Raw genomic sequence first — 18,222 nt, 5'->3', positions numbered from 1 at the left:
AGGAGGGGCCTTGGACCGCTTCGTGTTTCTGACGTTCGACGGCCTGAGCCGGGGCGCGGTGTACGCCGCGTTCGCCCTGGCGCTGGTCCTGATCTGGCGGGCGACGAGGATCGTCAACTTCGCCCAGGGTGCGATGGCGGTGGCCACGGCATACGCGGGCTACTCCGTCTCCGCCGCGACGGGCTCGTACTGGCTGGGCTTCGCCGTGGCGATCGTGGCCGGCATCGCGCTGGGCGCGGCCACCGAGCGGGTGGTCATGCGCTTCGTCGACCACTCGTCGCCGCTCAACGGGGTAGTGGTCGCGCTCGGGCTGGTGCTGGTCATCCAGGGCGTGCTCGGCATGATCTACGGCAGTGAGTTCCGCCCGGCGCAGGCGCCGTTCAGCCGGGACGCGTTCACGGTCGGCGGGGTGGCGTTGCTGTCGCGCTTCGACCTGTTCGTCTTCGCGGCCGTGGGTGTCGTCGTGGCGGCGCTCGCGCTGCTGTTCACGCGTACGGCCGTCGGCCTGCGGATGCGCGCCTCGGCCTTCGCGCCGGACGTCTCGCGGCTGCTCGGCGTGAACGTGAGCGGGATGCTGACGCTGGGCTGGGCGCTGGCGGCGGCGGTCGGCTCGCTCGCCGGGATGCTGGTCCTGCCGACCGAGCTGGGCCTGCACCCGAACGCCATGGACGTCGTGTTCGTCTCGTCGTTCACCGCGGCGGTCGTCGGCGGCCTGGACAGCGCGATCGGCTCGGTGGTGGGCGGCCTGATCGTGGGCCTGCTGCTGTCGTACGTGAGCGGCTATCTCGGCGCCACGGTCGCCCCGATCGCGGTGCTGGTGCTCCTCGTCGTCGTCCTGCTCGGCCGCCCCGGCGGTCTCTTCTCCCGATCGGCGGCGAGAACGGTATGAGTGTCCTGCGTGAACGGGTCACCGCGGCAACGCCGACCGCGGCGAACCCGCAGCGGTCGTGGAAGCTGCGCTATCTGCTCTGGACGGTCGGCGGCGCGGTCCTGATCGTCGCCCTGACGTATGTGCTGCCGTCGTTCCGCACCTATCAGCTCGCGACCATCGGTGCCTACCTGTGCGTGACGGCCGGACTCACGGTGCTGACCGGTCTCAACGGGCAGCTGTCGCTGGGGCACGGCGCGTTGATGGCGACCGGCGCATACACGGTCGCCCTCCTTCAGGAAAAGCTGGACGGGATGCTGCTCGTCTCGGTCCTCGCGGCGATCGCGCTCACCACCGTGGTGGGCGCCGTGGTCGGCCTGGCGGCGGCCCGGCTGCGCGGGCCTTATCTGGCCGGACTGACGCTTGCCGTGGCGGTGGTGGTCCCGGCGATCACCAGCACCTTCGACGGTACGTTCAACAGCGACCAGGGCCTGTCCGTGGTCCTCGACCCGCCGCCGGGCACCATCGCCGTCGAGCAGTGGCAGGCGTGGCTTTGCTGGGCCGGCGCACTCGTGACGATGCTGGCGCTGGCGGTGCTCGTACGCGGCCGCTTCGGACGCGAGATGCGGGCCGTCCGCGACGACGAGACCGCGGCCCGGCTCGCGGGCGTCAGCGTCGCCCGTACCCAGGTATTGGCGTTCGTGGTCAGCGCGGCCTGCGCCGGGCTCGGCGGCGCGCTGTTCGCCGTGCTGGCGCAGAGCGTCTCCCCCGGCGCCTTTCCGCTGTCGTTGTCGCTCTTCCTGGTCATGGCCATCGTCATCGGCGGCCTGGGCAGCCTGGCGGGCGCGGTCTGGGGCGCGGTGCTGCTGGTCGCGTTGCCTGCCCTGGCACACACCGTGACCGCCGGCATCGACGCGCAGCGGCTCGAGGGCAACCTCCCGCTGGCGCTGTTCGGCATCACCCTGATCGTCGTCATGCTCGCCGCTCCCGGCGGCATCGCATCCCTCCGACCCTTCCGACGCTTGAGGAGTAAGGCATGAGACGTCTTTTGACCACCCTGGCCGTCCTGACCCTGGCCGCGGCTACGACCGCCTGCAGCGACAGCGGCGGCGGAGGCGGCAGCGGGAACACCCCCGGCGTGACCGACACGGAGATCCTTGTCGGCACCCACATGCCGCTGACCGGCCCGGCCGCCGCCGGCTACTCGAAGATCGCGCCCGCTACCAAGGCGTACTTCGACTACGTCAACGCCAACGGCGGCGTGCACGGCCGGAAGATCACCTACAAGATCATGGACGACACCTACAACCCGGCGACCACCCAGCAGGTCGTGCGCGAGCTCGTGCTGCAGGACAAGGTCTTCGCGATCCTCAACGGCCTCGGCACGCCGACCCACACCGGCGTGCTCGACTTCCTGAAGACCAACCGGGTGCCCGACCTCTTCGTGGCCTCGGGCAGCCGCAGCTGGAACCAGCCGGACAAGTACTCGGGCACCTTCGGGTTCAACGTGGACTACACCGTCGAGGGCAAGATCCTCGCCACCCACGTCAAGCAGACCCAGGCCGGCAAGAAGGTCTGCTTCCTCGGCCAGGACGACGACTTCGGCCGGGACAGCCTCGCCGGCATCGAGAAGGTCCTCGGCCCGGTCGCGGCGAAACAGTCGTACGTCACCAGCAACCCGAACGTCGGCCCGCAGATGGGTGCCCTCAAGCAGGCCGGCTGCCAGGTCGTCATGCTGGCCACCGTGCCGGGCTTCACGGCGCTGAGCCTCGGCACCGCCGCCAAGATCGCCTTCAAGCCGCAGTTCGTCGTCGCCCAGGTCGGCGCGGATCTGACCACGCTGTCGAAGCAACTCGGGAAAGCGGCGCCACTGACCGAGGGGCTGATCTCGGACAACTACCTGCCGCTGAGCAACGACGACGCCAACCCGTGGATCCAGCTGTTCAAGAAGGTCAACACGCAGCACAACGGCGGCGCCGAGTTCGACAACAACATCGTCTACGGCATGTCGGTGGCGTACCTGTTCGTGCAGAGCCTGCAGGCGGCCGGCAAGGACCTGACCCGCGACGGGCTCATCGCGGCGGTCGAGAAGGGCGGCTTCCAGGGACCCGGGCTCGCACCGCTGCGGTTCTCCGCCGACAACCATTCCGGGTACGGCGGGATGCAACTGAGCCGCGTCCAGGGCGGCAAGCAGGCGTACTTCGGCACCGTCGTGGAGACCGACGACGGCGACGGGCCTGTGCAGCCGTACACGGCGGCCCCGGCCGTTCCGCCACAGAACGGTATCCCCGCAGCACCGTGACATTTGCGACTGTAGGCCCGCCGATGCAGGGTTGGCGGGGGTAAAGTTACTCGCTAGTATTTAGCACTTCAACTGCAACATCATTGGGGGTTCTGGCCGGATGTCGAAGCTCTCGGGCGCCGTCGCAGTCGTGACGGGCGCCAGCCGCGGAATCGGATTCGCCATCGCACAACGCTTCGTCGCCGAGGGTGCCAAGGTTTGCATCACGGGACGCAACGCCGAGGCCCTGGAGACCGCGGTCAAGGATCTGGGCGGGTCGGACGTGGCCATCGGGGTGCCCGGCAAGGGCGACGACGCCGAGCACCGGGCCGAGGTGATCGACACCGTCCGGGACGCCTTCGGGCCGGTCTCGATCCTGGTCAACAACGTCGGCATCAACCCGGCGTACGGGCCGCTCGGCAGCCTCGACCTCGGCGCTGCCCGCAAGATGTTCGACGTCAACGTGCTCGGCACGCTGGGCTGGGTTCAGGAGTCGCTGCGCGGCGGCCTGGCCCAGACCGGCGGGTCGATCGTCAACATCTCCTCGGTGTCCGGGGTACGCCCGGCCCCGGGGATCGCCTTTTACGGCGTCACCAAGGCCGCGCTCATCCACCTGACCGAGGAGCTGGCCGTCGAGCTGGCCCCGAAAGTCCGGGTGAACGCGGTCGCGCCGGCCGTGGTCAAGACGCGGTTCGCCACCGCGCTCTACGAGGGCCGCGAGGAGCAGGTCGCGGCGGCGTACCCGCTCGGGCGCCTCGGCGTACCGGAGGACATCGCCGGCGCGGTGGCGTTCCTCAGCTCGCCCGACGCGGCCTGGATCACCGGCCAGACCCTCGTCGTCGACGGCGGCGTGACCCTCACCGGGGCGGTCCAGTGAGCTCCGGGTTCGCCCGGGTCGTGGTCACCGGTGCCGGTGGCGGCATCGGCGCCGCCCTGGCCCGGCGGTTCGCCGCCGACGGCGCCCGGGTGATCGTCAACGATCTCGACGCCGCGGCGGCGGAGGCCGTCGCGGCCGAGATCGGCGGCCTCGCGGTGCCGGGCGACGCGGCGAGCGAGGCGGACGTGCACCGGCTCGTCGAAGCCGCCTGGGACGAGCTCGGCGGCTGCGACCTGTTCTGCGCCAACGCCGGCATCCTGACCTCGGGCTCGTTCGACGCGCCCGACGCCGACTGGGAGAAGGCGTGGCAGGTCAACGTCATGTCCCACGTGTACGTGACCCGCGCCCTGCTCCCCCGCTGGCTGGAGGGCGACGGCGGTCGCCTGCTGTTCACCGTCTCCGCCGCCGGGCTGCTCACCCTGCTCGGATCCGCGCCGTACTCGGTGACCAAGCACGCGGCACTCGGCTACGCGGAATGGCTGCGCGCGACGTACGCCCACCGCGGCATCACCGTGCAGGCGCTGTGCCCGCAGGGTGTCAACACCGCCATGCTGACCGGCGACGGCGAGAGCGCCAGCAAGGACCTGCTCGCGGCCGGGGCGCTGGAGCCGGACGAGGTCGCCGCCGTGGTGGCCCAGGCGGTGCAGGGCGACAGCTTCCTGATCCTGCCGCACCCCGAGGTGGCCGAGTACTACCAGCGCCGAGCCAACGAGCCGGACCGCTGGCTGGGCGGCATGAACAAGGTCCAGCGCAGCTTCGACGTGGCGACCACCTCATGAGCGGGCCTCGGGGCCTCGACCTGGAGCGCCTGGCGGCGTACCTCGGTTCGCCACCGCTGAGCGCGACCATGTTCGCCGGCGGCCGCTCCAACCTCACGTACGCGGTGACCGACGGCACCCACCGCTGGGTGCTGCGCCGTCCGCCGCTCGGGCACGTGCTGCCCACCGCCCACGACATGGCACGCGAGCACAAGGTGCTGGATGCCCTGTCCCGCGCCGGCTTCCCCGCGCCGAGGCCCGTACGGCTGTGCACCGACCCCGAGGTCATCGGCGCGCCGTTCTACCTCATGGAACACGTCGACGGCGCCATCTACCGCGACGTCGCCGCCCTCGAGGCGATGGGCGCGGAGGCCATGCGGCGGCTGACGCTGTCCCTCGTGGACACCCTGGCCGACCTGCACGCCCTCGACCCGGACGGCATCGGGCTCGGCGACTTCGGCAAGCCGGAGGGCTTCAACGAGCGGCAGGTCCGCCGCTGGAAGAAGCAGCTCGACGCGTCCCGCAGCCGCGACGTGCCCGGCATCGAGGACCTGCACGCCCGGCTGGCCGCGGACATCCCGGCCGGCGGCCCCGGCGCGGTGGTGCACGGCGACTACCGCCTCGACAACGTGCTGATCGGCGACGCGCTGCAGGTCAACGCCGTCCTGGACTGGGAGATGTCCACTCTGGGCGATCCGCTCAGCGACGTCGCCCTCATGCTGGTCTACGCCGGGCGGCCGCTGCTCACCAAGGACGGCACGGCCCGTACGCCGTTGTCGGTGCCCGGGCATCCCGGTCTGACGGAGCTGGCGGACCACTATGCCAAGCGCTCCGGCCGTGACGTCTCCGACCTCCACTGGTATGTGGGCTTCGCCGCGTTCAAGCTCGCGGTGATCCTCGAGGGCGTGCACTACCGCTACGTTCAAGGACAGACGGTCGGTGAGGGCTTCGACACGGTCGGCGCCATGGTCGCACCGCTCGTCGCGCAGGGACACGAGTCGCTCGACGGAACGCTGGAGGCAAACTGATGGACTTCGCGTTCGACGAGAAGACCGAGGACTATCGCAAGCGGCTGCTCGCCTTCATGGACGAGCACGTCTATCCCGCCGAGGACGGCTTCCACGAGGCGTGCGCGGGCGAGTGGTCGCCCCCGCCGGTCATCTCGAGGCTGAAGGCGCAGGCCAAGCTGGCCGGCCTGTGGAACCTCTTCCTGCCGGGCGAGCACGGCGCCGGCCTGACCAACCTGCAGTACGCGCCGCTGGCCGAGCTCACCGGCCGCAGCCCGTCCATCGCCCCGGCCGCGCTCAACTGCGCCGCCCCGGACACCGGCAACATGGAAGTTCTCGCCGAGTTCGGCAGCCCGGAGCAGCAGGACCGCTGGCTGCGCCCGCTGCTCGACGGCACGATCCGCTCGGCGTTCGCGATGACCGAGCCGCAGGTCGCCTCCTCGGACGCGACCAACATCGGCACCCGCATCGAGCGGGACGGCGACGAGTACGTCATCACCGGCCGCAAGTTCTACATCTCCGGCGCGATGAACCCCGACTGCAAGATCTTCATCGTGATGGGCAAGACCGACCCGGACGCCGCCCGGCACGTGCAGCAGAGCATGGTCCTCGTGCCCCGGGACACCCCCGGCCTCACGATCCACCGCGGCATGACCGTCTTCGGCTACGACGACGGCGACCACGGTGGCCACGCCGAGCTGACCTTCGAGGGCGTACGCGTGCCGGCGGCCAACCTCATCGGCGAGGAGGGCTCCGGGTTCGCCATCTCCCAGGCGCGGCTCGGGCCGGGCCGGATCCACCACTGCATGCGGCTGATCGGCATGGCGGAGCGGGCGCTGGAGCTCATGTGCCTGCGCTCGCTGAGCCGTACGCCGTTCGGCAAGCCGCTCGCCGAGCAGGGCGTGGTGCAGGAGTGGATCGCCGAGTCGCGCGTACGCATCGAGCAGGCCCGCCTGCTGGTGCTCAAGGCGGCCTGGCTGATGGACACCGTCGGCAACAAGGGCGCACACACCGAGATCCAGGCAATCAAGATCATCGTGCCGGCCACCGCGGAGTGGATCATCGACAAGGCGATCCAGGCGCACGGGGCGGCCGGTGTCGGCCAGGACACCCCGCTGGCCCGGCTCTGGGCCGCCGCCCGTACCCTGCGCCTGGCCGACGGCCCGGACGAGGTGCACAAGCGCTCGCTGGCCCGCCGGGAGCTGAACCGCTACCGGACCGCCTGAATGCGGCCCGCAGCGCCCACCCCGTCAAACCACCACCGGAGTTCGTGATGCCGGCTGCCTCACCACGCCCACCCCAGCGCATCGACGGCCGTACGGCCCGCTCGGAGCGCACCCGCGCCGCCATCGTGGAGGCGCACCTGACGCTGCTCCGCGACGGCGACCTGCGGCCCACCGCGGACCGCATCGCCAAGCAGGCGGGTGTCTCCCTGCGCGCCCTGTGGAGCCACTTCGCCGACATGGAGGCCCTTTTCGCGGCGAGCGGCAAGTTCACCCTCGAGCAGCGCGACGAGGCGCACCGGCCGGTCCCGGTCGATCTGCCCCTCGACCGCCGGATCGAGGCGTACTGCCACCAGCGCGCCCGCCTGCTGGAGATGATCGCGCCGGTGGCCAAGGCGTCGTCGCTCAAGGAGCCGTTCTCCCCGGCCCTGCAGGCGTACCGCCGCACCCACATCGACCGGGTCCACGACGAGCTGCAGGCCCTGTTCGGCCGGGAGATCGGCGGGGACGAACACCTGCTGAACGCGCTCACCGCCACCAGCATGTGGCCCACCTGGGGCACCCTGCGCGACGCCATGGGCCTCGACCCGGAGGCGGCGCGCCTGACGCTCACCAGGACGATCAAGGCGCTGTTGACGGGCCGCGACTGACCGGGCGCCGGTCCGGGCCGCCCAGCGACCCGGACCGGAGGATCAGGCCCCGGTGACGGCCTGGACCAGCGAGACGCCGAACAGCCCCGCCGGGTCGGTCCACCAGTGCCGCAGCGCGAACCCGGCCCGGCCGAGCTCCGCCTCCAGCCCCTCGCGCCGGAACTTCGCCGAGATCTCCGTCCGCATCTCCTCGCCCGCGGCGAAGTCGACCGTCAGGCCCAACTCCCCGATGTGGACCCGCTGCGCGCTGCCGGCCCGCAGCCGCATCTCGATCCACTCCTGCTCCGCGTCCCAGAGCGCCACGTGGGAGAAGGCGTCCACATCGAAGTCCGCGGCCAGCCGCTTGTTGATGACGCGCAGCACGTTGCGGTTGAAGTCGGCCGTCACGCCGGCCGCGTCGTCGTACGCGGGCACCACGACCGCCGGGTCCTTGACCAGGTCCGTACCGAGCAGCAGCCACTCCCCCTCGTGCAGCACCCCGCGCAACGCGGACAGGAACGCGGCGCGCTCGGCCGGGACGAGGTTGCCGATGGTCCCGCCCAGGAAGGCGACCACCCGGTTGTCGCCCTCCGGAATGTGCTGCAGGTGGCGGGTCATGTCGCCGACCACCCCGCGCACGAGCAGGCCGGGATAGTCCGAGGTCAGCCCGGCGACCGCCTCCTCGAGCGCCGCCCCGGAGACGTCGAGCGGCACGAAGGCGCCCAGCGTGCCGCGGTGCAGCAGCGCGTCCAGCAGCAGGCGGGTCTTCTCCGACGAGCCGGAGCCCAGCTCGACCAGGGTCTTCGCCTCGGTGATGCGGGCGAACTCGGTGGCCCGCTCGGCGAGGATGGACCGCTCGGTGCGCGTCGGGTAGTACTCCGGCAGCCGCGTGATCTTCTCGAACAGCTCACTGCCGCGGGCGTCGTAGAACCACTTGGGCGGCAGCCACTTCGGGGCTGCGGTCAGCCCGGTGGTCACGTCGGCACGCAGCTCGCGGTCGATGTCGTGCTCGTCGAGGTGGATCTCGAGCATGGTCACGATCTCCCTAGCGGGGTGAGGTTGACGGTGGACGGGGAGGCGACGAGCAGGTGCCCCTCGGGTACGGGCTGCCACGCCGCGCCGGGATCGAGGGGTTCGGAGGCGACCAGGACCCCGTCGCGTCCCGTACGGACGGACAGGGCGTGGCCGAGCGTCGTGGCGACGATCTGGACGCCGTCGGTGAGCAGCAGGTTGAGCCGGGACCCGGGCGCGGCGAGCTCCACCTCCGCGACGACCTCGGCGACGGCTTCGGCGGCCGGCACCCCGGCGCGCAACCGGTCGCGGACCAGGGCCCAGAGCAGGGCCGCGTCGGTCGGCGCGTCCAGGGTGAGCAGGTCCTGGACCGGCAGCCGGCCGGCGACCTTGACCATCGAGCCGGGCCAGTCCCGGACCACGCCGTTGTGGCTGAACAGCCACGGGCCCTCCGCGAACGGCGCCGCCGCGGTCTCGGTCACCGGCATGCCGACCGTGGCGGAGCGCACGGCGGCCAGCACTGCCCCGGACGTGGTGGCGGCAGCGAGCACCGGCAGGGCCGCATCCGACCACATCGGCATGGCGCTGCGGTAGCGGACGGGCTCGGCGGCACCCGGCGGGAACCAGGCGACGCCGAAGCCGTCGGCGTTGATGGTGCCGCCGCCGCGCATGTCCCGCGGGGCCCACGCCTGCCGCACGAGCGCGTGCGGCGGGTCGAGGAGCAGCTCGGACAGCGCGACCGGAACGCCCAGGTAGGCCAGGTGGCGGCACATCAGCCGGCCTCCGGGCCGGCGTCGCGGGCGCACCGGAAGCCGCTGAAGATCTGCCGGCGGATCGGGTGGTCCCAGTTGCGGAAGGTCCCGCGGCAGGCCGCCGCGTCGGTGCCGAACGAGCCGCCCCGCAGCACCCGGTAGTCGCCGCCGAAGAAGACCTGCGAGTACTCCGCGTACGGGAAGACCTGGAAGCCGGGGTAGCCGTGGAAGCCGGAGGCGGTCCACTCCCAGACGTCGCCCATCAGCTGGTGTACGCCGAGCGGCGAAGCGCCCTGCGGATAGGCACCGACCGGCGCGGGCGTGAGGTGCCGCTGTCCCAGGTTGGCGTGCTCGGGGCCGGGTGGGTCGTCGCCCCACGGGTAGCGGCGGGAGCGGCCGGTGGCGGGGTCCCAGCGGGCCGCCTTCTCCCACTCGGCCTCGGTCGGCAGCCGCCGCCCGGCCCAGGCGGCGTACGCCTCGGCCTCGAAGTAGCAGACGTGCACGACCGGCTCGTCCGGCACGATCCGCGCGGTACGCCCGAACCGCGTGTACGCCCACCCGTCACCGTCCCGCCGCCAGTGCATCGGAGCGGTCAGGCCGGCCTCCTGCCGGTGCCCCCAGCCCCGCTCGCTCCACCAACGCGGGTCGTCGTAACCGCCGGCCGCGATGAAGGCGGCGTACTCGGCGTTGGTGACCGGGGCGGCGTCGATGAAGAACGCCGGCACGTCGACCGGGTGCGCGGGCCGCTCGTTGTCCAGCGCCCACGGCTCGGTGTCGGTACCCATGGTGAACGGCCCGCCCGGAACCAGCACCTCGCCCGAGACCGGCGCGCGGGCCGGCGGCGGCGCGGGCGCGTCCAGGACCGGCGCGCCGGTGCGCAGCTGATGGGTGGCCAGCATCGTCTCGTCGTGCTGCTGCTCGTGCTGCACGATCATGCCGAACGCGAACCCGCCCGCGACCAGGGGACGGTCGTCGAGGCGTACCCGGTCCAGCACGTCCAGGGCCTTGTCGCGCACCTGTCCGACGTACGCGCGAGCCTCGTCCGGATCGAGCAACGGCAAAGCCGGACGGTCACGCCGGGGGTGTTTGAAGGCGTCGTAGAGCTCGTCGATGTCGCGGCGCACCGGCTCGCGCCCGCCGACGTCGCGGACCAGCCAGAGCTCCTCCTGGTTGCCGACATGCGCGAGGTCCCAGACCAGCGGGGACATCAGGGGCGAGTGCTGGCGGATGAGGTCGGTGTCGTCAAGGGCGTCGGTGAGCAGGGCCGTACGCGCTCGCGTCCGTTCCAGCTCGGCGGCGACGGTCAGCCGCAGGTCGCGGGTCATCGAGGTGGGTCCTTCCTGCAACGGCCGGGGACGAGCCGGCCCGGAGGTCAACGGATCAGGTCTTCGCTGGGGGCCCGGGCGTGATCCAGGCGCCGCCCGACGATGTCGCCCACCTGGTCGCGTACCGGCCGGGGCAGCCCGGTCCGGTCCAGGTGCCGGCAGGCGAGGTCGGCGACGTCGGCCGCGCACGCGGCGACCACGGGATCGGCGAGGCCGTCCCGGGCGGCTGCCTGCCACCGGCCGGCCGCGGGGGCGGCGAGGTCACGGGCGGTGTCGGTGAGGGCGTCGTCGGCGAACAGCGCGGAGAGCACAGCGACCGGCGCGATCCACTCGGGACCGGGCTGCGCGTCGAGATAGCGCACCTCGAGATAGCCGCGCGGCCGTACGGGCGGAAACAGCGTGCTGATGTGGTACTCGAGGTCGTCCACCGTCGGCGGGTCGGGCAGCGCTCCCCCGATCCAGTCGGCGAACGTCACGCCCTCCGGGGCTTCCCACCGGCCGTGGGTCCGGCGGAGGCACAGGAGCGGAGCGGCCAGCACGTACCGGATCCAGCTGCCGAACGGGTCCCCGCCGTCGGGCACGGGACCGCTGCGCCGCTGGTCGATGCCGAGCCAGGTCGCCATCCGCCCGCTCGCCCAGCCGGTGTCGAGGCCCGCATGTATTCGTGACGTCGCGAACAGGGCCAGCAACGGCGGGCCGACATCGTGCGCCGCGGCCCATCGGGCGGGCACCCGCGCCGGGGTTCCCGCGTCGAGGCACACCTGCAGACCGGCGGTGCTGCACATCATCGTTCGCCCGGACACGGTCCCTTCGCGGTCGAAGGCGTGCTGCATCGCCGCGTACCGCGGGGTGTCGAGGATGCGTACCGGCGGCCGGTGGGGATCGAGTCCGCACTCACCGAGGCCGATGCCGGAGCGGGCGAGGAGATCGGCCAGATAGGCCTGATCGGCGGTGACCGCCGAGTGGAGCGAGGTCAGGGAGTCCGCCGGAGCGGAGGAGATCTCGACCTGACCGCCTGGTTCAAGGGTGACCGTGCCTCCCGACGGGAGTGGCACGGGGTCGGGGTTGCCGAGAACGGCGGGTGCGTGCGGCCCGAGCGCCGGCCTCAACGCGGCGGCTCGCAGATGCGCCGTGGGGAGGTCGGCGCGGTGGGTGGTCCATTCCAGTTCGACGCCGACCCTGCGTGGTGGGCCGGTCTTGAAACAGATACCGGAGATGTGCTCGGCGGCGTCGGATGCCCGCCGCAGAACTTTCCCGGTCGAATCCTCGTCACTACTTGTGGTAGTCACGGCTCTCCCTTGAGTGGCGATCCCTCGGAGGACCATACACAGATGTTCCGAGAAGCTGCCATCGACGTCGTCCGCGCTCGCCACGAAACCCCAGGCTGCGCCACGGTCACCCATCTCAACAACGCAGGGGCCGCCCTGCCGCCCGCCGTGGTCACCGACACAGCCGTTGATCATTTGCGCCGGGAGGCGGCGATCGGAGGCTACGAGGCCGCGGCCGAGGCGGCCGAGCGGGTCGAGGGCGTCTACCGGTCGCTCGCCCGGCTGGTCGGCTGCGCCCCGGACGAGATCGCCGTGGTGGAGAACGCCACCCGCGCCTGGGACATGGCGTTCTACGCCTTCGCGTTCCGTCCCGGCGACCGCATCCTGACCACCCGCGCCGAGTACGCCAGCAACGTCATCGCCCTGCTGCAGGTGGCCCGCCGCACCGGCGCCGTCGTCGAGCTGGTCGACGACGACGAGCACGGCCAGATCGACGTGGCCGACCTGGCCCGGCGCCTCGACGACACCGTGAAGCTGGTCGCGCTGACCCACGTACCGACCTCCGGTGGCCTGGTGAACCCGGCGGCCGAGGTGGGCCGGCTGACCCGCGCCGCCGGCGTCCCGTTCCTGCTCGACGCCTGCCAGTCGGTGGGCCAGCTGCCCATCGACGTGGCCGAGATCGGCTGCGACCTGCTGTCGGCGACCGGCCGCAAGTTCCTGCGCGCCCCACGCGGCACCGGATTCCTGTACGCCCGCCGCGACCTCGCCCAGCAACTGGAGCCCCCGCTGCTGGACCTGCACGCGGCCAGCTGGCCGGCCCCGGATCGCTACGAGATCCGCCCCGACGCCCGGCGCTTCGAGACCTGGGAGACGAACTACGCGGCGAAGCTCGGCCTCGGCGCCGCCGCCGACTACGCGCTGTCGTGGGACGCGGCGGCGGTCACCGAGCGCATCACGGCGCTGGCGGCCGGCCTGCGCGAGCGGCTCGGCGCGCTTCCCGGCGTCTCGGTGCACGATCGCGGCGCCCAGCTGGGCGGCATCGTCACGTTCACCATCGCCGGCGTGGAAGCGGCCGAGGTGCAGCGCACCTTGAGGGCGGCGGACATCAACACCAGCGTGAGCTCCGCCGACTACGCGCAGTGGCATCTTCGCTCCCGCGGCCTGCCGGATGTCGTCCGCGCCTCGGTCCACTACTACAACACCGAGGAGGAGCTCGACCTGCTCTGCCGGCATCTGCCGCGCCCCCGGTGAGACCCGCTCAGCGCCCCGAGCGGCGCCGGTGCACGCCGCCGCGCGGAGCCCGCCGCCGGCGCCGGAGGGCCGCCACCCCGACCACCCCGGCCGCCAGCGCGACGACCGGCACGGCCAGCTGGTAGGTGGCAAGACCGCCCAGGCCGGAGTCGGGTGCCCGAGGTGGCGCGGCACCCGCTCCGCCGGCCGGCGACCGCTTGCCGGCCGCCGACTTCGACGGGCGGGCGCTCGGGGACGCCTTGAGGTCCTTGCCGACCACCGAGGTGATCCAGCGCGCCACCGTGTCGATCCGGCCGCCGAGGTCGGCGCCGGTGTGCGGGCAGATCGGGCCGTGGCTCACCACCGCGACGACGACCGCCGAACCGTCCGCCTCCTCGGAGAAGTACGGGCCGCCGGAGTCGTGCGGGCACGGGCTGGTGTCGGCCCGCGGTGCCGTGCCGGCGAGGCCTATCACGTCCTCCCGCACCGACGTCACCTGGAACCGGCCGGTACGCAGCCGGCTCGGTTCCTGGGTCGATTCGCCGTTCAGCAGCCCGAACCCGGTCAGCCGCACCTTGTCGCCGACCCGGGGCCGGCTGCGGTTCAGCCGCAGCGGAGCGATGTCGGTGATGGGCTTGTCCAGCTCCGCCAGGGCGACGTCGGCGCTGTCGCTCTGCCGCACCGCGATCACGGTGGCGACATGGCCTGCGTCGCTGCGCAGGTCCGCGCGGCCGACCGTCGCGGTGGTCTTCCGGGCGACCGGGCGGGAGACGTGTTTGTCGTGCTCGTCGCGGAAGCAGTGGCCCGCGGTGAGCACCCAGCGCGGCGAGATCAGGCCCCCGGAGCACGAGCTGTTCCGCCGGCCGCCGTCTGCGGTCGGGATGCCGGTCATGGTCAGCTTGACGGCGAACCGGTACCTGCCGTCGGCCACGCTCTCCCCGTTGGCGACCGCGTGCGCCGCCGTGCCGGGAAGAACGACGAGACCGCAGAGCACCAGGAGCGCCAGCACGAGGTTCGTCGGTTTCCTGTCCATCGTGCACCGAAGATCACCCATAACGGTGATCGGTTGGAAGACCACTTCCTGCTCGAAAACGCTGTCAGCAGATGATCACGGACAGTGTCAACGAGCGACCGGCCACCTCGGTTTCCCGCCGTGCGCGCTTCCTTGACGAACCGCCCCGACTGTGCGGATTGACCAGCGAAGACAGCCCGGGGTTACGGTCGCGACGTCAGACATTTCGCTCGGGTCCTCGCCTTGCGCAACGTTGCAAAAGGCACCGGTGTCGGCCGGTACAGGAAACACACGTGTGTCCCGGGCCGACCGAGGAGACTCACCTGTCCGCTAGCCCGCTGCGCCTGGCCGCCTGCGCCGGCGCCGTCGCCGTCCTGCTGATTCCCGTACCCGCGTACGCGGCCCGGTCCGCCCCGGAGAAGGTGAGCGTCACGGCAGCAGAGAAGCTCCAGCCGCGTGTGGTCACGCGGAAGATACCCCGGCTCACCCCGCGCCAGCTGGCCCTGCGCCACGTCCGGGCGCGGGTCCGGGTGGTGCGGTTCGCGCGAGCCCAGCGCGGCGACCGGTACGCCTACGGAGCAGTCGGCCCGTCGGCGTGGGACTGCTCCGGGCTGACCCGGGGCACGTACCGGGTCGTCGGCATCCGGCTGCCGCACTCGTCGGCGGCGCAGGCCCGGCGCGGGAGGCGGGTCACGCCGCGTACCGCCCGGGTCGGCGACCTGGTCGCCATGCGTGGACACGTGGGCATCCTGGTCGGCAGGTGGCGCATGGTGGACGCGCCGGGCACGGGCCGCCGCGTGACGGAACGCCTGATCTACCGCACGTCCACCCTGCAGTTCCGCCGCCTCATCAGCTGAGCGTCAGAACACGACGACCGAGCGGGCGCCTTCGCCGCGCGCCATGCGCTCGAAGGCGGCCGGCACGTCGGCCAGCCCGATCCGGTCCGTCACGAGGTGGTCCAGGTTCAGTGCCCCGGACACCACCTCGCGAGCCAGCTGCGGCACCTCGGCGTCCGGATCGGCCGACCCGTACACCGAGGCCCGCAGGGTTCGCGCCGACGAGAAGATGTCCAGCGCGCTCAGCTGCACCATGTCGTCCGCCCGGCCCATGCCGACGACCGTGACCTGCCCGCCGCGCCGGGTGCTCCGCCAGGCCGCGCGGATCGTCGCCGCCCGGCCCACGCACTCGAACGCGTGGTCGGCACCCCGGCCGGACGTGCGCGACCGGATCTCCTTGGAGAGCGTCTCGCCGGACACCACGAAGTCGGTCGCCCCGGCCACATCGGCAAGCGCCTTCTTGCTCTCCGACACGTCCACCGCGATGACCGACGCCGCCCCGGCGGCCCGCGCCGCGGTCACGACCGACAGGCCGACCCCGCCCAGGCCGATCACGACCACCGAGTCGCCCGCGGCCACCTTCGCGGTGTTCCGCACCGCGCCGGTGCCGGTCAGCACCGCGCAGCCCAGCAGTGCCGCACTTTCCCAGGCCAATTCCGACGGTACGGGGATGACGGCCCGTTCCGGCACCACGACCTGCTCCGCGAACGCGCCCAGCCCCAGCGTCACGTGCACCGGCGCCCCGCCGAGCGTGCTGCCGTTCTCGAGCGCCGCCACGTTCGCGGCCGAGCACAGCCACGGTTCGCCGTGGGTGCAGAACCAGCAGTCGCGGCAGGGCGGGGACCAGTTGAGGGCGACGTGCGTACCCGGGGCGACGCGCGTGACGCCCGCTCCCGCCTCGACCACCTCGCCGGCCGCCTCGTGGCCGAGGATCAGCGGGTACGGCGGGCTGAGCGTCCCGTTGACCATCGACAGGTCGGAGTGGCACACGCCGGCCGCGCGGATGCGGACCCGGACCTGGCCGGGGCCGATCTCGGGAAGGTGGATCTCCTCGACCGCGGGCGTGGCGCCGGGGCCGCGCGCCACGAGGGCGTTGATGTATGCCGTCACTGCTGGATCGCCTTCGTCTGCTGGAACTCGCCGAGACCGTGCACGCCGAGCTCACGGCCGATGCCGGACTGCTTGTAACCGCCGAACGGCGCCAGCGGGTTGAACGCGCCGCCGTTGACGTCGACCGCTCCCGTCCGCATCCGCCGCGCCACCGCCAGCGCCCGCTCCTGGCTACCCCACACGCCGCCGGCGAGGCCGTAGCGCGAGTCGTTGGCGATCCGCACCGCGTGGTCGTCGTCGTCGAACGCGATGATCGACAGGACCGGCCCGAAGATCTCCTCCTGGGCGAGCTCGCTGTGCGGATCCACGTCCGCGAAGACCGTGGGCGCCACGAAATAGCCCTTCTCCGGTACGGGCGCAGCACCCGCGACGATCCGGGCGTCGGCGCGCTCGATGAATCCGCGTACCCGCTCGCGCTGCGCCGCCGAGACCAGGGGGCCGAGCCGGGTCGCCTCGTCGAACGGGTCTCCCGTGCGGAACGACTCGGCAGCGGACGCGGCCAGCTCGACCGCCGCGTCGTAGTGGCTGCGGTGCACGAGCATGCGCGTCCACGCAGTACACGTCTGACCGGAGTTGAGGAACGCGTTGCCGACGCCGACCCGCACCGCCTTGGTGACGTCCGCGTCCTCCAGGATCACGTTGGCGGACTTGCCGCCCAGCTCGAGCGCGACCCGGGCGATCCGGTCGGCCGCGGCGTGCGAGATCGCCCGGCCGGTGGCCGTGGAGCCGGTGAAGGACACCATGTCGACGTCCGGATGCCCGGCGATCGCGGCGCCGACCACCGCACCGGTCCCCGGCACCAGGTTGAGCACGCCCGCGGGCAACCCGGCCTCCTCGGCCGCGTCGAACAGCAGGTACGCGGTCAGCGGCGTCAGCTCGCTCGGCTTGAGCACCACGGTGCAGCCGGCGGCGAGGGCGGCCGCCACCTTGGCCACGATCTGGTGCAGCGGGTAGTTCCACGGGGTGATCGCCCCGACCACGCCCACCGGCTCGCGTACGACCAGCGAGTTGCCGATCGTCTCCTCGCGTACCGGCTGGGCCGCCAGGTCGGCGTACCCCCGGAGGACCGCGAGCGGCAGTCCGGCCTGGACCGCCTGGGCGATCTTGAGCGGCGTGCCGAGTTCGAGCCCGACGGTGCGGGCGATGTCGGCGGCCCGCGCCGCGAGCGCCTCGTGCAGCTTGCCGAGGACGGCGCCGCGCTCGGCCATTGAGGTGGCCGCCCAGCCGTCGAAGGCGGCTCGGGCGGCGGCGACGGCCCGGTCCACGTCCCCGGCGGTGCCGGCCGGGACGTGCCCGAGGATCTCCTCGGTCGCCGGGTTCTCCACCGCGATCGTCTCGTCCGACGACGGGGCGACCCACCGGCCGTTGATGTACAACCTGTCCCGGTTCATCGCAGCACTCCGTTCTTCATGGCCTCGAGGCCGGAGATGACGGTTTCCAAGCCGAGCGCGAACGCGCCTTCGTCGACGCTGCTGCGGTGCTCGGCGAGCAGGTGGGCGTCTCGGAGGTGCGGGTAGCGCTCGGCGTACACCTGCGGGTCCTCGTCGAAGCCCATGGCGAAGGAGCCCAACGCCGCGCCGGTGACGAGGTAGCGCATCAGCGCGCCGATGTGGGTGGCCCGCGCCGGCGGCCAGCCCGCCGCGATCAGGCCGCCGTACACGGTGTCGGCCATGGCGAGCGCGGCCGGCCGGCGGCCGGGGCCCGAAGCGAACAGCGGCACCATGTTCGGGTGCTGCAGCAGCACCCCGCGATACGAGTGCGCCCAGAGCCGCAGCGCCTCCTGCCACTCATGCGTCGCGAAGAACGACACGTCGACCTCGGCGACCACCGCGTCGGCGACGGCGTCGAGGATCTCGTTCTTCGTGGGAAAGTGGTTGTAGAGCGACGGCCCGGCGACGCCCAGCTCGGTGGCGAGCCGGCGCACGGACACGGCCTCCAGCCCTTCGGCGTCCACGAGGACCCCGGCCACCTCGACGATGCGCTCGCGGGTGAGCAGCGTTCCGCGGGGGCGGGCCATTTTGACGCTCCTGACCTA

Annotated in this window: 18 protein-coding genes; 10 read left to right on the top strand and 8 right to left on the bottom strand. The window is 72.3% G+C overall.

Features of this window, described 5'->3' with window-relative positions; translation table 11 throughout:
• The first annotated feature begins 10 nt into the window (after window positions 1–10).
• From AB0368_RS28305 to AB0368_RS28270, 8 genes are all read left to right on the top strand, one after another.
• The gene (locus tag AB0368_RS28305; protein ID WP_366157025.1) at window positions 11–889 is read left to right on the top strand and encodes a branched-chain amino acid ABC transporter permease; all 879 of its coding nucleotides are present in this window, start codon (window positions 11–13) and stop codon (window positions 887–889) included.
• Window positions 886–1,908: a branched-chain amino acid ABC transporter permease gene (locus AB0368_RS28300; RefSeq protein WP_366157024.1), complete on the top strand. Its 1,023-nt coding sequence runs from the start codon at window positions 886–888 to the stop codon at window positions 1,906–1,908. The genes AB0368_RS28305 and AB0368_RS28300 overlap by 4 nt, the downstream gene beginning before the upstream one ends.
• Entirely contained in the window at window positions 1,905–3,170 is a 1,266-nt protein-coding gene (locus AB0368_RS28295) for an ABC transporter substrate-binding protein (protein WP_366157023.1), read from the top strand. The genes AB0368_RS28300 and AB0368_RS28295 overlap by 4 nt, the downstream gene beginning before the upstream one ends.
• A 100-nt stretch (window positions 3,171–3,270) precedes the next feature.
• Entirely contained in the window at window positions 3,271–4,026 is a 756-nt protein-coding gene (locus AB0368_RS28290; RefSeq protein ID WP_366157022.1) for an SDR family oxidoreductase, read from the top strand.
• Window positions 4,023–4,805 carry an SDR family oxidoreductase gene (locus AB0368_RS28285; RefSeq protein ID WP_366157021.1) on the top strand — a complete coding sequence of 261 codons (783 nt, stop codon included), beginning with the start codon at window positions 4,023–4,025 and terminating at the stop codon, window positions 4,803–4,805. Before AB0368_RS28290 ends, AB0368_RS28285 begins: the two co-directional genes overlap by 4 nt.
• Window positions 4,802–5,812 (top strand): phosphotransferase family protein, encoded by a 1,011-nt coding sequence (locus AB0368_RS28280; RefSeq protein WP_366157020.1) that lies wholly within the window; start codon window positions 4,802–4,804, stop codon window positions 5,810–5,812. Before AB0368_RS28285 ends, AB0368_RS28280 begins: the two co-directional genes overlap by 4 nt.
• The gene (locus tag AB0368_RS28275; protein ID WP_366157019.1) at window positions 5,812–7,017 is read left to right on the top strand and encodes an acyl-CoA dehydrogenase family protein; all 1,206 of its coding nucleotides are present in this window, start codon (window positions 5,812–5,814) and stop codon (window positions 7,015–7,017) included. The genes AB0368_RS28280 and AB0368_RS28275 overlap by 1 nt, the downstream gene beginning before the upstream one ends.
• A gap of 47 nt (window positions 7,018–7,064) precedes the next feature.
• Window positions 7,065–7,664: a TetR/AcrR family transcriptional regulator gene (locus AB0368_RS28270; protein ID WP_366157018.1), complete on the top strand. Its 600-nt coding sequence runs from the start codon at window positions 7,065–7,067 to the stop codon at window positions 7,662–7,664.
• A 42-nt stretch (window positions 7,665–7,706) separates the two neighbouring features.
• On the opposite strand, the gene egtD is transcribed toward AB0368_RS28270, so the two are convergent.
• From egtD to egtA, 4 genes are read right to left on the bottom strand one after another with little or no spacing between them, the layout of a single operon-like run.
• Window positions 7,707–8,675, bottom strand: coding sequence for an L-histidine N(alpha)-methyltransferase (gene egtD, locus AB0368_RS28265; RefSeq protein ID WP_366157152.1), 969 nt, complete (start codon window positions 8,673–8,675; stop codon window positions 7,707–7,709).
• Window positions 8,676–8,677: 2 nt separating this feature from the next.
• Window positions 8,678–9,427 (bottom strand): ergothioneine biosynthesis protein EgtC, encoded by a 750-nt coding sequence (egtC, locus tag AB0368_RS28260; RefSeq protein WP_366157017.1) that lies wholly within the window; start codon window positions 9,425–9,427, stop codon window positions 8,678–8,680.
• Window positions 9,427–10,731: an ergothioneine biosynthesis protein EgtB gene (gene egtB, locus AB0368_RS28255; protein ID WP_366157016.1), complete on the bottom strand. Its 1,305-nt coding sequence runs from the start codon at window positions 10,729–10,731 to the stop codon at window positions 9,427–9,429. Before egtB ends, egtC begins: the two co-directional genes overlap by 1 nt.
• A gap of 47 nt (window positions 10,732–10,778) precedes the next feature.
• Entirely contained in the window at window positions 10,779–12,020 is a 1,242-nt protein-coding gene (egtA, locus tag AB0368_RS28250) for an ergothioneine biosynthesis glutamate--cysteine ligase EgtA (protein ID WP_366157015.1), read from the bottom strand.
• Window positions 12,021–12,062: 42 nt separating this feature from the next.
• Between egtA and AB0368_RS28245 the strand changes: the two genes are divergently transcribed.
• Complete coding sequence (locus AB0368_RS28245) at window positions 12,063–13,250, top strand: aminotransferase class V-fold PLP-dependent enzyme (RefSeq protein ID WP_366157014.1); 1,188 nt, start codon at window positions 12,063–12,065, stop codon at window positions 13,248–13,250.
• A gap of 7 nt (window positions 13,251–13,257) precedes the next feature.
• Here AB0368_RS28245 and AB0368_RS28240 read toward each other — a convergent pair whose 3' ends face one another.
• A complete protein-coding gene (locus AB0368_RS28240) occupies window positions 13,258–14,262 on the bottom strand; it encodes a trypsin-like serine protease (RefSeq protein WP_366157013.1) in 1,005 nt (334 codons plus the stop codon).
• Between the two features lie 272 nt (window positions 14,263–14,534).
• On the opposite strand from AB0368_RS28240, the gene AB0368_RS28235 reads away from it, so the two are divergent.
• The gene (locus tag AB0368_RS28235; RefSeq protein ID WP_366157012.1) at window positions 14,535–15,098 is read left to right on the top strand and encodes an NlpC/P60 family protein; all 564 of its coding nucleotides are present in this window, start codon (window positions 14,535–14,537) and stop codon (window positions 15,096–15,098) included.
• A 3-nt stretch (window positions 15,099–15,101) separates the two neighbouring features.
• On the opposite strand, the gene AB0368_RS28230 is transcribed toward AB0368_RS28235, so the two are convergent.
• From AB0368_RS28230 to AB0368_RS28220, 3 genes are read right to left on the bottom strand one after another with little or no spacing between them, the layout of a single operon-like run.
• Window positions 15,102–16,187: an alcohol dehydrogenase catalytic domain-containing protein gene (locus tag AB0368_RS28230; RefSeq protein ID WP_366157011.1), complete on the bottom strand. Its 1,086-nt coding sequence runs from the start codon at window positions 16,185–16,187 to the stop codon at window positions 15,102–15,104.
• Window positions 16,184–17,578: an aldehyde dehydrogenase family protein gene (locus AB0368_RS28225; RefSeq protein WP_366157010.1), complete on the bottom strand. Its 1,395-nt coding sequence runs from the start codon at window positions 17,576–17,578 to the stop codon at window positions 16,184–16,186. Before AB0368_RS28225 ends, AB0368_RS28230 begins: the two co-directional genes overlap by 4 nt.
• On the bottom strand, window positions 17,575–18,204 hold the full coding sequence (locus AB0368_RS28220; RefSeq protein ID WP_366157009.1) for a TetR/AcrR family transcriptional regulator: 630 nt from the start codon (window positions 18,202–18,204) through the stop codon (window positions 17,575–17,577). The genes AB0368_RS28225 and AB0368_RS28220 overlap by 4 nt, the downstream gene beginning before the upstream one ends.
• Window positions 18,205–18,222 lie beyond the last annotated feature (18 nt).

The organism is Actinoplanes sp. NPDC051475, assembly GCF_040689425.1.
Lineage (GTDB): Bacteria > Actinomycetota > Actinomycetes > Mycobacteriales > Micromonosporaceae > Actinoplanes.
This window is presented reverse-complemented; position numbering and strand designations above follow the sequence as displayed.

Coding starts and splice junctions, on each gene's coding strand:
- AB0368_RS28300 (WP_366157024.1), top strand. CDS start 886: ATGAGTGTCCTGCGTGAACGGGTCACCGCGGCAACGCCGACCGCGGCG.
- AB0368_RS28295 (WP_366157023.1), top strand. CDS start 1,905: ATGAGACGTCTTTTGACCACCCTGGCCGTCCTGACCCTGGCCGCGGCT.
- AB0368_RS28290 (WP_366157022.1), top strand. CDS start 3,271: ATGTCGAAGCTCTCGGGCGCCGTCGCAGTCGTGACGGGCGCCAGCCGC.
- AB0368_RS28280 (WP_366157020.1), top strand. CDS start 4,802: ATGAGCGGGCCTCGGGGCCTCGACCTGGAGCGCCTGGCGGCGTACCTC.
- AB0368_RS28275 (WP_366157019.1), top strand. CDS start 5,812: ATGGACTTCGCGTTCGACGAGAAGACCGAGGACTATCGCAAGCGGCTG.
- AB0368_RS28270 (WP_366157018.1), top strand. CDS start 7,065: ATGCCGGCTGCCTCACCACGCCCACCCCAGCGCATCGACGGCCGTACG.
- egtD (WP_366157152.1), bottom strand. CDS start 8,675: ATGCTCGAGATCCACCTCGACGAGCACGACATCGACCGCGAGCTGCGT.
- egtC (WP_366157017.1), bottom strand. CDS start 9,427: ATGTGCCGCCACCTGGCCTACCTGGGCGTTCCGGTCGCGCTGTCCGAG.
- egtB (WP_366157016.1), bottom strand. CDS start 10,731: ATGACCCGCGACCTGCGGCTGACCGTCGCCGCCGAGCTGGAACGGACG.
- AB0368_RS28245 (WP_366157014.1), top strand. CDS start 12,063: ATGTTCCGAGAAGCTGCCATCGACGTCGTCCGCGCTCGCCACGAAACC.
- AB0368_RS28240 (WP_366157013.1), bottom strand. CDS start 14,262: ATGGACAGGAAACCGACGAACCTCGTGCTGGCGCTCCTGGTGCTCTGC.
- AB0368_RS28225 (WP_366157010.1), bottom strand. CDS start 17,578: ATGAACCGGGACAGGTTGTACATCAACGGCCGGTGGGTCGCCCCGTCG.
- AB0368_RS28220 (WP_366157009.1), bottom strand. CDS start 18,204: ATGGCCCGCCCCCGCGGAACGCTGCTCACCCGCGAGCGCATCGTCGAG.